We start from the raw sequence: 12,859 nt of genomic DNA, 5'->3' as shown, positions 1-12,859 counted from the left end.
TCTGACAGGGTTGCCGACGTGACGAAAATTGAGGCTGTTCTGTTCGACTGGGGTGGCACCCTGGCGACCTGGCACGACGTCGACCTGCCTGCGTTGTGGCGGTCGGTGGCGGTGCTGATCGACGAGGAGCGTGCCGACGAGCTGACGAAGCGGCTGATCGACGCGGAGAACTCGATTTGGATGCGCTCGCGTGATCAGCACCTGAGTGGCACGCTGGCGGAGGTGTGCCTGCTCGCGGAGATCGAGATGACCGAGGCCGCCCAAGCGCAGTACGAGCTCGGTTGGACGCCGCACACCATCCTCGAGCCGGACGCGCTGGAGACCCTGCGCGGACTGCGAGAGCGTGGCCTGAAGGTCGGGGTGCTGTCGAACACGATGTGGGAGCGTCGCTGGCACGAGGAGATCTTTGCCCGCGATGGCGTCCTCGAGCTGCTGGACGGCGCGGTCTACACGAGCGAGATCCCGTACACGAAGCCGCACCCAGAGGCGTTCTTGGCGGCGATGAAGGCGGTCGGGGTCGCGAACCCGGCGGCCTGCCTGTACGTCGGCGACAGGCTCTTCGACGACGTGTGGGGCGCTCAGAACGCCGGGATGCGGGCCGCGCACGTCCCGCACAGCGCGATCCCGGCGAGCCAGATCGGCCATACCGAGGGGACCCCGGACGCGACAGTGCATCGATTGGCGGAGCTGCTGCCCCTGATCGACGCCTGGAACTAGCGGGAACTGAAAGGACCCCCGAGCCAGGAGGGCGGCTCAGGGGTCCTTCGGAGGGGTTTCGGGGTGCTGGTTACGCGGCCAGGCTCGGGTCGGCCATCAGGCGCAGCCGGCCCAGGGCCTCGCGCTCGATCTGGCGGACGCGCTCGGCAGAGATGCCGTGCACGGCGCCGATGTCGGCGAGTTTGGCCTGGCGGCCGTCGTGCAGCCCGTAGCGGCGCCGGATCACGTCGGCCGACCGCGGGTCGAGCTGATCGACCAGGCTGAACAGCCCCGATCGGTCGGACGCGTCCGCGACCAGTTGGTCGGGCCCCGGCGCGGTCTCGGCCGCGATCAGGTCACCCAGCGAGGTTTCACCCTCGTCGTCGATCGGGTTGTCCAGGCTGATGTGGTCCCGGCCGATCCGGATCAGTTCGGTCACCCGATCCGGGTCCAGGTCCAGCTCCGCCGCGATCTCTTCGACCTCCGGTTCACGCCCGAGCTTGCGCTCCAGCGTCCGCCGGGCCGACCCGATCTGATTCAGCTGCTCCACCACGTGCACCGGCAGCCGGACCACTCGGGCCTGCTGCGCGATACCGCGGGTGATGGCCTGCCGCACCCACCAGGTCGCGTACGTCGAGAACTTGAATCCCTTGCGGTAGTCGAACTTCTCCACCGCGCGGATCAGTCCCGTGTTGCCTTCCTGGACCAGGTCCAGCAGCGGCATCTGGGAACGTCCGTACCGGCGGGCGATCGATACCACCAGGCGCAGGTTCGCCGTCACGAACCGCTGCTGGGCACGCTGGCCTTCCTCCGCCAGCCACTCCAGCTCGTCGGCCGTGGCATATTTGGGCGCTCCGCCCTTCTTCCGTCCAACCCGCCCCTCGGCCAGCAGTTGCTCCGCGAGGAGTCCTGCCTCAACCGTTTCAGCGAGCTCGACCTCTTCTTCTGCCGTCAGCAACGGCGTACGGGCGATCTCTTCGAGATACAGGCCGACGCTGTCCTTGCCGTCGATACCCTCGTCCATGCTGCGGACACGAGCCATGCGAGCCACCGAAACTCCCTTCGTCGTTACATGGAGAGCAACGCTCGACTAGGGTTCAAGATTCCACGGGAGTGTGTAAACTCCCTGAACTTTCCCTGAGAGTTCCCGGCGCTGCGTTCTCCGCATTCCGGTACCCAACGGCACGCTTGTCCGCCGGAACGCACGCCAGCACAGGCAATTGCCGGGAAGTGTCCACCGGCTCGCCGCTGAAAAGCCTGAGAATCCGTACAGAAAAAGCCTGGTTCGAGTGTTTGTACTGTGGTGCACAACACATCGAACCAGGCTGATATTCCCTGAAAACTTACGCCAGACCGAGGGTGTCGAGCTCCCAGGCGAGGGTGAACGCGACCTCGCGCCAGGCGTCGTACCGGCCGCTGCGGCCGCCGTGCCCGGCCTCCATCTCGGTCTTCAGCAGGACGTCGACCTCGCCGGCGGCGGTGGAACGGAGTTTCGCCACCCACTTCGCCGGCTCGACGAAGAACACGCGGGTGTCGTTCAAGCTGGTGATCGCCAGGATGCGCGGGTACTGCTGCGCGGTGACGTTCTCGTACGGCGAGTAGGACTTCATGTACTCGTAGACGGCCGCGTCCTCGAGGGGATTTCCCCACTCTTCCCATTCGATCACCGTCAGTGGCAATGACGGGTCGAGGATCGTGGTCAGCGCGTCGACAAACGGGACCTCGGCAACAATGCCGCCAAAGGCCTGCGGAGCCAGGTTCGCCACTGCGCCCATCAGTAGACCACCGGCGCTGCCGCCCTGCGCGACGATCCGCTCCGGGCGCGTCCAGCCCTCCTTGACGAGGTGCTCAGTCGCGGCGATGAAGTCCGTGAACGTGTTCCGCTTGGTGAGCGTCTTGCCGTTGTCGTACCAGTGCCGGCCCAGCTCACCGCCACCACGCACGTGCGCGATCGCGAACACCACACCGCGGTCCAGCATCGACAGGCGCGGAATGGAGAACCACGGGTCCATCGAGCTCTCGTACGAGCCGTAGCCGTAGAGCACGACCGGCGCGTTGCCGTCCTTGGCGACGTCCTTGCGTGCGACCAGGGAGACCGGCACCTTCGTGCCGTCCGCCGCGACCGCCCACTCCCGGTACTGCGTGTAGGCGCTCAGGTCGACACCGCCAAGCACCGGCTGCTGCTTGAGCACACGGCGCTCGCCAGTGGCGACATCCACGTCGTACGTCGTACCGGGCGTCACGAGCGAGGTGTAGCCGAACCGGTACCGGGTGTCGCTCCACTCGTCGTTGCGGCCGGGGGAGACCGTGTAGATCGGCTCGTCGAACTCGAGCGTCTCGGGCGCGCTGAAGCCTTCCTCGGTACGGCGCATGATCGCGAGCTCGGTCAGCGCGTCGCGACGGCGGTAGAGGATGACGTGATCGGCGAACGCGTCGGCGCCGAGCAGCCGGCTCGACTCGTCGCCCTCGAGGATGGTCGTCCACTCGCCCGGTGCCTCCAGGGTGGCCGTGGCCAGCGAGAAGTTCGCCGCGTCGGCGTTGTGCGTGATCAGGAGCTGGTCGCCCGCGTGCTCGACGTCGTACTCGACGCCCTCGCGGCGCTCAGCAACCAGGACCAGGTCGCCGGTCGGGTTGTTGGCGTCGAGCAGGTAGACCTCGCTGGTGAGCTTGCTGCCGAGCGCGACGATGATCGCCTGCTCGTTGCGGGTCAGGTCGACACCGACCCAGTACCGCTCGTCCGGCTCCTCGAGTACGAGCACGTCCTCGGCCGCGCCGAGCGTGTGCCGCCAGATCTGGAAGGGGCGCCAGGCGTCGTCGACCTTGGTGTAGAAGATCGTCGAACCGTCGGCCGACCACGCCGAGCCGTAGTGAACCTCGGGCAGCTCGTCGGCCAGGAGCTCGCCGGTGTTCAGGTCCTTGATGCGCAGCGTGAAGCGCTCGTCGCCCTTGAGGTCGACGGAGTAGGCGAGCAGCTGACCGTTGGGGGAGACGTCAACGGTCCCGAGCGAGAAGAACTCCGAGTCGCCCGCGACCAGGTTGCCGTCGAGCAGCACCTCTTCACCGGCGATCTCGGCGTCCAGCGCCGGCGGCTCGTCGCCGTTCACCTTGACCCGGCAGTGGATGCCGTACTGCTGGCCCTCCACCGTGCGGGCGTAGTACCAGTACTCGCCGCGCCGGGCCGGCACACTCAGGTCGGTCTGCAGCGTGCGGTCCGAGATCTCCGTGAAGATTGCCTCACGCAACGATTCGAGGTGGCCGGTGCGGGCCTCGGTGTACTCGTTCTCGGCCCGGAGATACCCGAGCACCTCGTCGTTGGTCTTGTCGCGCAGCCACTCGTAGTCGTCGACGAACACATCGCCGTGATGGGTGCGTTCGATCGGCTTCTTCGCAGCGACGGGCGGCTCTACAGCACTGTTCAACTCGGACATGCGGGCGAGACTACCCGCCCGCGCGTCGGCGCGCTGCGCCTAGATCTCGTACGTTGCCACGACCGGAGCGTGGTCGCTCCAGCGCTCGGCGTACGTCGGGGCGCGGTGGATCTCGCAGCCGGTGGCGAGCTCGGCGAAACCGGGGGAGGCGATCTGGTAGTCGATGCGCCAGCCCGCGTCGTTGTCGAAGGCCTTGCCGCGCCAGGACCACCAGGAATAAGGGCCGGGGCCCTCACCGCCGAACCGGCGGCCGAGGTCGACCCAGCCGGCCTCGAACAAACGATCCATCCAGGCCCGCTCTTCCGGCAGAAAACCGCTCTTCTTCCGGTTCGCCTTCCAGGCCTTGAGGTCTTCCTCGCGGTGCGCGATGTTCAGGTCGCCGCACATCAGCACGTGCCGGCCGTCGGCGCGCAGCTCGGTGAGCCGGGCCGTCATCGCGTCCAGGAACGCGTACTTCTCTTCCTGCCGCGGCGGCGTCTCGAACTCGCCGGTGAAGACATAGACGCTGACCGCAGTCAGCACCGACCCGTCATCCAGTACGACGTCTGCCTCGACCCAGCGCCCAGTATCGGCGAACCGCTCCGGGCCGACGTCGATCCGAACGTCCTTGATCGGCCGCCGACTCGCAACCGCAACTCCGGCGCGACCCTTGTGCCCGTCGATCGCCGGCTCCGCGTGGGCGATGTTCCAGTCACCCCCGAGGTGATCACGCAACACCTCGTCGGTCGCCCGAACTTCCTGCATCAGCAGCAAATCCGGATCAATCTCCGCTAGCCAGGGCGCCATCCCGCGGCGATAGGCAGCTCTGATCCCATTCACATTCACCGTGGCAACCGTCAGCACCAGCGAACCCTAGCCTGAACATCCCCGACGCCCGCCGTCGGCACGCAGCCGCGAGTGAACCCACCGTGCGACGCCCACTGAACCCACCGTGCGACCACCGAGTGAACCCAGTGGGCGACTGGGCCTTTGCGCCGCCGAGTGAACCCACTGGGCGTTCTGGGTTGTCGAGTGTGCGGAGTGTGTCGCCGGAAATCGATATCCGGCGACATGGTCGGCACACTCGATGCTGGTCGCACGCTGGCGCTACTCGCGGTCGCGGCAAGGGGGAGTGCAGCAGTTAGCGTTCGGAGGGACGGAGGCGGGTCTCCGGATTTTCGGACGTTAGTGCTGCGTGGTCGCGACGATCGCATCGAGGGAGTGCTCGCAGAGGTGCTCGAGCTCGTCGGCGGTGATGGTGGGGTCTTCGATCCAGGTGAGGAGGGTTTGTTCTACGTAGCCCTGCCAGCCGTGGAGGGCTAGTTCGACGACTGGGGTGATCTCGAGGCCGCGTTCGCGAACGGCGCCGATGACCCAGGTGCTGAAGACGCCGCGGATCTCTTTGTGGAGCTTACGGATCTCGGGGTCGCCGGCGGCGGACATCAAGAGGGTGGCGCGGTAGAGCTGCGGAGCCTCGAGGACGGCGCGGACGAAGGCGCGGATCCCGGCGCGGAGCTGCTCGGCCGGCGGGAGGGACTGGTCGGGCGCCGTACGGAGCAGGATCTCGGCGGCGGCTTCCTCGATGACGGCGTACTGGAACTTCTTCTTCGAGCCGAAGTAGTGGAAGAGCAGAGCAGGGGAGACCTTCGCCTCGGCGGCGACCAGCTCGACCGTGAGCTCGCGGTGCGGGTCGTCCAGGAGCACCTGGCGGGCGGCCTCGAGGATCTGGGCGCGGCGCTCGTCGGGGCGCAGTCTGGCGGATGAGGTCTGGCTCATACGGGCCAGTCTATTGAGTATTGGCTCAATAAGCACTTACTGTTGAGTATCCACTCAACAGCTAGAGCCGGAGGAACACAGATGCGACCGCTGCCCGGACAGGTTGTCCTCATCACCGGAGCGTCTCGCGGGATCGGCGCCGCCGTGGCCCGGAGCCTCGCGAAGGACGGCGCCAAGCTCGCTCTGATCGGTCTGGAGCCGGACGAGCTGAAGCAGGTGGCCGAGGATTGCGGCCCCGACGCAGGCTGGTGGGAGGCCGACGTCACCGACACCGAGTCGCTCCGTACGGCGATCGAGTCGGTCCACGCACGCTATGGCCGGATCGACGTGGTGATGGCCAACGCTGGTATCGCCGCACCGGGCTTCACCCGCAGCATGGACCCCGCCGTCTGGGAGCGCGTGCTCGACGTCGACCTGTACGGCGTGTGGCGCACAGTGCACCTGACGCTGCCCTACCTGCTCGAGAGCAAGGGTTACCTGCTGCTCGTGTCGTCGCTCGCAGCCGTCGTGCACGTTCCGGGGCTGGCGTCGTACAACGTCGCCAAGGCCGGCGTCGAGGCGATGGGCGACACACTGCGACCCGAGCTGAAGCACCTGGGCGTGCGAGTCGGCGTGGCGCACATGACGTTCGTGGACACCGACATGGTGCGCGGTGTCGACGACCACCCGGTGTTCGGCAAGGTGCGGACCGGCATCCCGCTGGCCAGCAAGGTCTACCCGCTGGAGTTCGCGGTCGGCAAGTTCACCGACGGCATCAAGCGTCGCAAGCGGACTGTGCACGTGCCGGAGTGGATCGGCGTACTGAAGGTGTTCCGCTGGCTCATCCCGCACGTGATCGAGGCCGGATCGCGCTTCAGCGTGCCGAAGGCAGACCGGGCAGCGCTCGCCGACATCGAGGCCCGCGGCGCAGCCGCGTCGTCACGCGCGTCAGGCGCCGGCGGCCTCGCCGACACCGAGAAGGCCACCGGTCGATGAGTCGCCCGTACGACGTAGTCCTGCTCGGCGCGAGTGGCTTCACCGGAGCGCTCACCGCGGAGTATCTGGAGAAGAACGCGCCCGCGGAGCTCAAGTGGGCCGTGGCCGGGCGGAATCGCGCCAAGCTCGAACCGTTCGGCAAAGACGTATTGATCGCGGACGTGACCGACCCGGCGTCGCTGAAAGCGCTCGCCGAGTCGACGCGGCTCGTCGTCACGACCGTCGGCCCCTACATCCAGTACGGCGAACCGCTCGTGGCCGCGTGTGCCGAGGCGGGGACCGACTACCTGGATCTGACCGGCGAGCCGGAGTTCGTGGACCGGATGTACGCGAAGTACCACGAACGCGCTCTTCAGACCGGCGCCCGGATTATTCACGCCTGCGGATTCGACTCGATCCCGTACGACCTCGGTGTGCAGTTCACGGTCGAGCAGTTGCCGGCGAGTGTGCCGATCGCGGTCGACGGTCTGGTGCGGGCCGGCGGTAAGCCGTCGGGTGGCACCTTCCACACCGCGATCACCGCGTTCTCGCGGCCGAAGCAGAACCTCGAAGCGCACCAAGCCCGCAAGAAGGCCGAAGTGCGACCGGTCGGCCGCAGCGCGAGAGCGGTCACCGGGCGGATCCACCGGCAGCAGGGCTTCTGGGCCGTGCCGTTGCCGACCGTAGATCCGCAGATTGTCGGCTACTCGGCTCGCCTGCTGGACAGTTATGGACCGGACTTCCGCTACTCGCACTACGCGGCCGTCAAACACCTGCCGATGGTTGCCGGAGGCATCGGTGGCGTCGCGCTGCTCGCCGCCGCCGCGCAGATCCCGCAGGCTCGGAAGGCCTTGCTCGGGCGGCTCCAGCCCGGTGACGGGCCGAGCCCGGAGACGCGCGCGAAGTCCTGGTTCAAGGTTCGTTTCGTCGGCCGCGGTGGTGGCAAGCAAGTGATCACCGAGGTCGCCGGTGGCGACCCTGGATACGACGAGACCGCCAAGATGCTCGGGGAGAGCGCTCTCTGTCTCTCTCTGGACGATCTCCCGGAAACAGCCGGCCAGACCACCACCGCCGCGGCGATGGGTCCGGCACTGCGCGAACGCCTGGTGAAAGCAGGGATGACCTTTGCCACCCTCAGCACAACCGATTACTAGCCACGACGGAACGCGGATAGCGCTCTACGACTACGCGGAAGGTTCCGACCTCCCCGTGCTCGTCGCCGTGCACGGCTACCCCGACAACGCGCGGCTCTGGGAGCCCGTCGCTCGCGAATTGAGCAACGACTTCCGGGTCGTCACGTACGACGTCCGCGGCGCGGGGGAGTCCGACCAGCCGCGGGAGCGAACGGCGTACCGGCTGGAGCGGTTGGAGGACGACTTCCTCGCCGTACTGGATGCGGTGTCGCCGGATCGGCCGGTGCACCTGCTCGCGCATGACTGGGGCTCGATCCAGTCGTGGCATTTCGTCACGAGTGAGCGGCTGCGCGGACGCATCTCGTCGTACGTGTCGATCTCGGGACCGTCGCTGGATCATGCGGGCTTCTTCATCCGCAATCATCGGCCGGTCGGACAAGTGATCCGGCAGCTCGCGCACTCCTGGTACGTCTACTACTTCCATCTGCCGTGGCTGCCAGAGCACGGCTGGCGGCGCGGCTGGGCGCACAAGGTCTTCGGTCGTCTCGAGCAGTCGGCCGACGGTCTCCCCTCAGAAACGGGAGAGCGCTCCCTGGGCGACTACGTCAACGGGCTGAACTTGTACCGGGCCAACGTGTTCCAGCGGATGCTCAAGCCGGCAGAACGCCATACCGACGTACCCGTGCTGGCAGTGTCGCCGGACGGCGACGCGTTCGTCACCACACCGCTGCAGACCGATATCGCGCGCTGGGCACCCAACCTCACGGTCCGGGTGGTCAGGGGCGGTCACTGGATGCCCCGGAATGATCCCGGACTTGTCGCCCAGTTGGTGCGGGAGCACACCCATCAGCTGACAAGCTAAGGGTATGAGGACGCTACTCAACCTGATCTGGCTGGTGCTCGCCGGCTTCTGGCTGGCGGTCGGTTACGCGATCGCCGGCATCATCTGCTGCATCCTGATCGTCACGATCCCGTTCGGCATCGCGTCGTTCCGGATCGCGGGCTACACGTTGTGGCCGTTCGGCCGCACCATCGTCGACAAGCGCAGCGCGGGTGCCGGTTCGGTGCTCGGCAACATCATCTGGGTGATCTTCGCCGGCTGGTGGCTCGCGCTCGGTCACCTGACCACCGGCATCGCGCTCTGCATCTCGATCATCGGCATCCCGCTCGGGATCGCGAACTTCAAGCTGATCCCGATCTCGCTGCTCCCGCTCGGCAAGGACATCGTCCCCACCGAGCAGGTGTTCGGGGCCCGCTAGCAGTCAGCCGGCGTGTGCCTTCTTGACGAGCTTGCGCACGTTCTTGATGTCACCGCAGCCGGAGCCGATCAACCGGGCGCGCTCGTCGGCGAAGACTCCGCCGAGCGTGTGCCGGGTCTCGTCGGAGACATCGGTCCGCGCCGGGTTGAGGACGTCGCGCTCTTCCTCGTCGAGGTGGTGGGTGAGCGCTTCGGAGAGTTCGTGGAGCTTCTCGCTGAACTCCTCGCTCGCCGTGTCTTCGACCTCCATCAGATCGAGCAGCGCGTCGTTGCCTTCGTCGTGCTCGTGCTCGGAGTGCTCGACCTCTTCGGCGTCGATCGCGTTCTTGCGCTGCAGCGCGGGGTAGACCTTCGTCTCCTCGGCTTCGGCATGCGCAATCAAAACGGTGGCCAGATCGGCCAGTACGGCGGCCCGGTCGCTCTCCACGTCGCGCAGTTCGCGCAGCGCCTCTTCGAACCAGCGATGGTCGGCCAGAATGACCTCAACCACGTCGCCGCCGGTGGCCGGCAGAATCTTCGGCATCAGGGGTTCCTCCACTCATCGATGAGCGCCCGGTACCCCGGTTAACCTGCCGCTATGCCTAATGCCCTGGTCCGCCGCCCGAGTCCTCGCCTGGCCGAAGGCCTCGTCACGCATATCGAGCGCAAGCCCGTCGACGCCGATCTCGCCGTACGGCAATGGCATCAGTACGTCGACACTCTCGCGCAGCACGGCTGGATCCCGGTCGAGGTCCCGCCGATCGACGAATGCCCGGACGGCGTCTTCATCGAGGACACGATGGTCGTGTACGGCGACCTGGCGGTAATCGCGCGGGCGGGAGCGAATGAGCGACGCCCCGAGGCCGCAGCGGCCGAGCAGGCGGTCCGTGACCAGGGCTACCGGATCGCCCACGTAACCGAGCCCGGCACGTTCGACGGCGGCGACATCCTCAAGGTCGGCAAGACCGTGTACGTCGGTCTGGGCGGGCGCACGAACGCCGAAGGTATCCGGCAACTCACCGAGGCCTTGGGCTCGCTGGGAGCCGACGTCCGCGCCGTGCCGGTGCAGAAGGTGCTACACCTCAAGTCGGCCGTGACTGCGCTGCCTGATGGCACGGTCATCGGCTACGAGCCACTCGTCGACGATCCGACGGCCTTCGACCCGTTCCGCGCCGTACCGGAGGAGGCGGGATCGCACGTCGTACTGCTGGGTGAGGACCGGCTGTTGATGGCCGCGTCGGCACCGAAGTCGGCAGAGCTCTTCACGCAGTGGGGCTACACGCCGGTCGTCGTCGACATCAGTGAGTTCGAGAAGATCGAAGGGTGTGTCACCTGTCTGTCGGTGCGCCTTCGGTGACAAGCAACTGCCGCGCCGCCTCAACGGCTGCGAGATCGCGTTTGCGCCCACGCGCCGTACCGACCTCACACACCTCGCGCAACGCCGCCCGGTAGACCGCAGTGTCCGGGTGGTCGGCACCGAGCGCAGCTGTTGCCTCGACGACCGATGCACTGAGCGCTTCAAGCGACTGAGCGATCTCGCCGCCCGCCAGCAATGCGCGCCCCAGCGCGGCCCGGTCGCGAATCAACTGCGGATCGTGCGAACGAAGGTCGCTGGTGTCAGCCGCAACGATGTCGGTCAGCAGACTCGCCTCTGACCGTGGGCCGCCGATCATCAGGCGCGCGCCGGTCGCGCCCTCCGTCGCCGCGCGCGTCAGCTCGTGTTGCGCACCGAAGACCTGGGTCAGCTGCGGCGTCACCAGCTCGAACCACGCGATCGCGCGCCCGTAGTTCCCCGTCGCGAGCAGACCTTGGGCGACTCGCAACCGCACGAGCAGGGTCGCCGGGTCGTCGGCCGGCAGCACACTCTCGCGCTGCGTCAGCGCCGATTGGTAGAACGGCAGCGCCTGCCCCGGCTCCTTGGCATCCCAGTACGACACAGCCTGCCGGTACGACGGGTCGCGCTCGAGCTCGGGATGATCGGCGATCGCCGAGGCCGGCTCACCCGCTACGGCGATCACCGGGCGATCGATCACCTTGCGGGCGACGTACGTCCGGCCGCCGGTCGGGATGATCCGGAACCGCCCGGCCTTCGCGAGCGGGATCCACAGGAAGGTCCGGTAGAGCGTCCGGACGGAGGACCCGCAGTTCTCGCAGATGTCGCTGTGACCGTAGAAACGGCTACCGCTGCCGGTGACCCGCCAGGCCACCGACGACTCCGTACAGCTGCCGCAGAACGGGTAGACCCCCCGCCGCTCCTCATTCATTCGGCCTATTGTGTCCATTTTCGGCCTCGGAGTCTTGTTCTGCTGCGACGGAAGCTCTTTTCGACAGCAGCGGATCCTCGATCGCGAAGGTCCGGACCGGGCCGGGCGTGGTCTCCGCGGTCTCGAAACGCACGGTCACGCGGCCGCGTCCTGAGCCCCAGACCCAGCCGGAACCATGCTCGGGATGCTGGACATCCTGGCCGGGGTGGTAGCCGGGCCGCTCGCGCGACCGGTCAGGCATCTCGATCGGCTGCTCGATCTCCGCGGCCTCCTCCGCCTCGGCCTCGCTCTCGGTGAAGAGGTCGTCCTGGATCCAGTCCGCGAGTGACGAGACACCGACACCGAGCAACCGGATGCCTCCGGAGAGGTCGGAACCGTCGAGCAGCCGCCGCGCGACCCGGGCGATCACGCGCGGGTCGTCGGTCGGGCCGGCGAGCGTGGAGGAGCGGGTGTGCGTGGTGAAGTCGTGCATCCGCGACTTCAGCGTCACCGTCCGCCCGGACAGCTGAGCCTTCTGCAGCCGCTCGGAGACGCGATGCGCCATCCGGTCGGCGATCGCGATCAGCAGCGCCTTGTCGACGATGTCGGTCTCGAAGGTGTCCTCGACACTGACCGACTTGGTCTCCCGGTCGCTGACCACTGGACGCTCGTCGGCGGCGATGGCGAGCCGATACAGACTCGTGCCGTGTGCTGACCCGACCGTCCGAACGATCTCGTCCTCATCGAGCTGCTGCAGATCGCCGACCGTCCGGACACCGGCCATGCTGAGCCGCTGCGCGGTCGCCGGCCCGACACCGGGGATCACAGTCACCTGCATCGGCGCCAGGAACGCCGCCTCGGTGCCAGCCGGCACGACGACGACGCCGTTGGGCTTGTCGAGATCACTGGCGATCTTCGCGATCAGCTTCGACGTGCCGGCGCCGACTGACGCGGTCAGCCCGCCACTCGCCGCACGGATCGAGTCTTTGAGGTCCTCGGCGATTGCGCGGACATCGTCATCGGTGAGCCCGGTCAGGCCTGCTGCGGCCAGGTCGATGAACGCTTCGTCGAGCGACAGCGGCTCGACCAGTGGCGAAAGCGCGCGCATCTCGGCCATCACCGCTTGGCTGCTCTGGCGATACACGTCGAAGCGCGGCCAGAGGTAGGCCGCGTGCGGGCACCGCGAACGCGCCTCTGAGGTCGACATCGCGGAGCGAACGCCGTACTTGCGGGCTTCGTACGACGCGGTGGAGACGACTCCGCGGAGCCCGATACCACCGACCACGACCGGCTTGCCGCGCAACGAGGGTTTGTCGCGCTGCTCGACGGCCGCGAAGAAGGCGTCGAGATCGACATGCAGCACCGACGGTTCACCTCGCACGTCCATAGTCTTGCCGGTATCACCGACAATTT

At 67.3% G+C, this 12,859-nt stretch carries 13 protein-coding genes; 6 read left to right on the top strand and 7 right to left on the bottom strand.

All coding sequences use genetic code 11. From position 1 onward, the window contains the following. Positions 1 to 18 precede the first annotated feature (18 nt). A complete protein-coding gene (locus E1263_RS02435) occupies positions 19 to 717 on the top strand; it encodes an HAD family hydrolase (protein ID WP_132164845.1) in 699 nt (232 codons plus the stop codon). 70 nt (positions 718 to 787) lie between these two features. On the opposite strand, the gene E1263_RS02430 is transcribed toward E1263_RS02435, so the two are convergent. From E1263_RS02430 to E1263_RS02415, 4 genes are all read right to left on the bottom strand, one after another. Further along, entirely contained in the window at positions 788 to 1,747 is a 960-nt protein-coding gene (locus E1263_RS02430; RefSeq protein WP_132164843.1) for a sigma-70 family RNA polymerase sigma factor, read from the bottom strand. 292 nt (positions 1,748 to 2,039) lie between these two features. Then, positions 2,040 to 4,124 (bottom strand): S9 family peptidase, encoded by a 2,085-nt coding sequence (locus tag E1263_RS02425; protein ID WP_132164841.1) that lies wholly within the window; start codon positions 4,122 to 4,124, stop codon positions 2,040 to 2,042. Between the two features lie 39 nt (positions 4,125 to 4,163). Beyond that, positions 4,164 to 4,967 (bottom strand): exodeoxyribonuclease III, encoded by an 804-nt coding sequence (gene xth, locus E1263_RS02420; protein ID WP_132164839.1) that lies wholly within the window; start codon positions 4,965 to 4,967, stop codon positions 4,164 to 4,166. A gap of 321 nt (positions 4,968 to 5,288) precedes the next feature. Continuing rightward, complete coding sequence (locus E1263_RS02415) at positions 5,289 to 5,879, bottom strand: TetR/AcrR family transcriptional regulator (RefSeq protein ID WP_132164837.1); 591 nt, start codon at positions 5,877 to 5,879, stop codon at positions 5,289 to 5,291. A gap of 81 nt (positions 5,880 to 5,960) precedes the next feature. Between E1263_RS02415 and E1263_RS02410 the strand changes: the two genes are divergently transcribed. The 4 genes from E1263_RS02410 to E1263_RS02395 are packed head-to-tail and all read left to right on the top strand — an operon-like array spanning position 5,961 to position 9,225. Continuing rightward, positions 5,961 to 6,854 (top strand): SDR family oxidoreductase, encoded by an 894-nt coding sequence (locus E1263_RS02410; RefSeq protein ID WP_132164835.1) that lies wholly within the window; start codon positions 5,961 to 5,963, stop codon positions 6,852 to 6,854. After that, positions 6,851 to 7,987 (top strand): saccharopine dehydrogenase family protein, encoded by a 1,137-nt coding sequence (locus E1263_RS02405; protein ID WP_132164833.1) that lies wholly within the window; start codon positions 6,851 to 6,853, stop codon positions 7,985 to 7,987. The genes E1263_RS02410 and E1263_RS02405 overlap by 4 nt, the downstream gene beginning before the upstream one ends. Before the next feature lie 55 nt (positions 7,988 to 8,042). After that, positions 8,043 to 8,828: an alpha/beta fold hydrolase gene (locus tag E1263_RS02400; RefSeq protein WP_238161043.1), complete on the top strand. Its 786-nt coding sequence runs from the start codon at positions 8,043 to 8,045 to the stop codon at positions 8,826 to 8,828. A 4-nt stretch (positions 8,829 to 8,832) separates the two neighbouring features. Next, positions 8,833 to 9,225 carry a YccF domain-containing protein gene (locus E1263_RS02395; RefSeq protein ID WP_132164829.1) on the top strand — a complete coding sequence of 131 codons (393 nt, stop codon included), beginning with the start codon at positions 8,833 to 8,835 and terminating at the stop codon, positions 9,223 to 9,225. 3 nt (positions 9,226 to 9,228) lie between these two features. On the opposite strand, the gene E1263_RS02390 is transcribed toward E1263_RS02395, so the two are convergent. Continuing rightward, positions 9,229 to 9,747 carry a hemerythrin domain-containing protein gene (locus E1263_RS02390; RefSeq protein WP_132164827.1) on the bottom strand — a complete coding sequence of 173 codons (519 nt, stop codon included), beginning with the start codon at positions 9,745 to 9,747 and terminating at the stop codon, positions 9,229 to 9,231. 54 nt (positions 9,748 to 9,801) lie between these two features. On the opposite strand from E1263_RS02390, the gene ddaH reads away from it, so the two are divergent. Continuing rightward, a complete protein-coding gene (gene ddaH / locus E1263_RS02385) occupies positions 9,802 to 10,560 on the top strand; it encodes a dimethylargininase (protein WP_132164826.1) in 759 nt (252 codons plus the stop codon). On the opposite strand, the gene E1263_RS02380 is transcribed toward ddaH, so the two are convergent. Together E1263_RS02380 and E1263_RS02375 are read right to left on the bottom strand one after the other, a co-directional pair. Next, positions 10,532 to 11,467 carry a tetratricopeptide repeat protein gene (locus E1263_RS02380; RefSeq protein ID WP_132164824.1) on the bottom strand — a complete coding sequence of 312 codons (936 nt, stop codon included), beginning with the start codon at positions 11,465 to 11,467 and terminating at the stop codon, positions 10,532 to 10,534. The two genes, ddaH and E1263_RS02380, sit on opposite strands and share 29 nt — an antisense overlap. Beyond that, positions 11,460 to 12,833 carry a DNA polymerase IV gene (locus tag E1263_RS02375; RefSeq protein WP_165956434.1) on the bottom strand — a complete coding sequence of 458 codons (1,374 nt, stop codon included), beginning with the start codon at positions 12,831 to 12,833 and terminating at the stop codon, positions 11,460 to 11,462. Before E1263_RS02375 ends, E1263_RS02380 begins: the two co-directional genes overlap by 8 nt. Positions 12,834 to 12,859 lie beyond the last annotated feature (26 nt).

The sequence above is a fragment of the Kribbella antibiotica genome (assembly GCF_004349055.1).
GTDB lineage: Bacteria > Actinomycetota > Actinomycetes > Propionibacteriales > Kribbellaceae > Kribbella > Kribbella antibiotica.
Note: the sequence above shows the minus strand (reverse complement) of the source record. Positions and strands in the feature narration are given on the sequence as shown.

Coding starts and splice junctions, on each gene's coding strand:
- E1263_RS02425 (WP_132164841.1), bottom strand. CDS start 4,124: ATGTCCGAGTTGAACAGTGCTGTAGAGCCGCCCGTCGCTGCGAAGAAG.
- E1263_RS02380 (WP_132164824.1), bottom strand. CDS start 11,467: ATGAATGAGGAGCGGCGGGGGGTCTACCCGTTCTGCGGCAGCTGTACG.
- E1263_RS02410 (WP_132164835.1), top strand. CDS start 5,961: ATGCGACCGCTGCCCGGACAGGTTGTCCTCATCACCGGAGCGTCTCGC.
- E1263_RS02395 (WP_132164829.1), top strand. CDS start 8,833: ATGAGGACGCTACTCAACCTGATCTGGCTGGTGCTCGCCGGCTTCTGG.
- E1263_RS02405 (WP_132164833.1), top strand. CDS start 6,851: ATGAGTCGCCCGTACGACGTAGTCCTGCTCGGCGCGAGTGGCTTCACC.
- ddaH (WP_132164826.1), top strand. CDS start 9,802: ATGCCTAATGCCCTGGTCCGCCGCCCGAGTCCTCGCCTGGCCGAAGGC.
- E1263_RS02415 (WP_132164837.1), bottom strand. CDS start 5,879: ATGAGCCAGACCTCATCCGCCAGACTGCGCCCCGACGAGCGCCGCGCC.
- E1263_RS02375 (WP_165956434.1), bottom strand. CDS start 12,833: ATGGACGTGCGAGGTGAACCGTCGGTGCTGCATGTCGATCTCGACGCC.
- E1263_RS02390 (WP_132164827.1), bottom strand. CDS start 9,747: ATGCCGAAGATTCTGCCGGCCACCGGCGGCGACGTGGTTGAGGTCATT.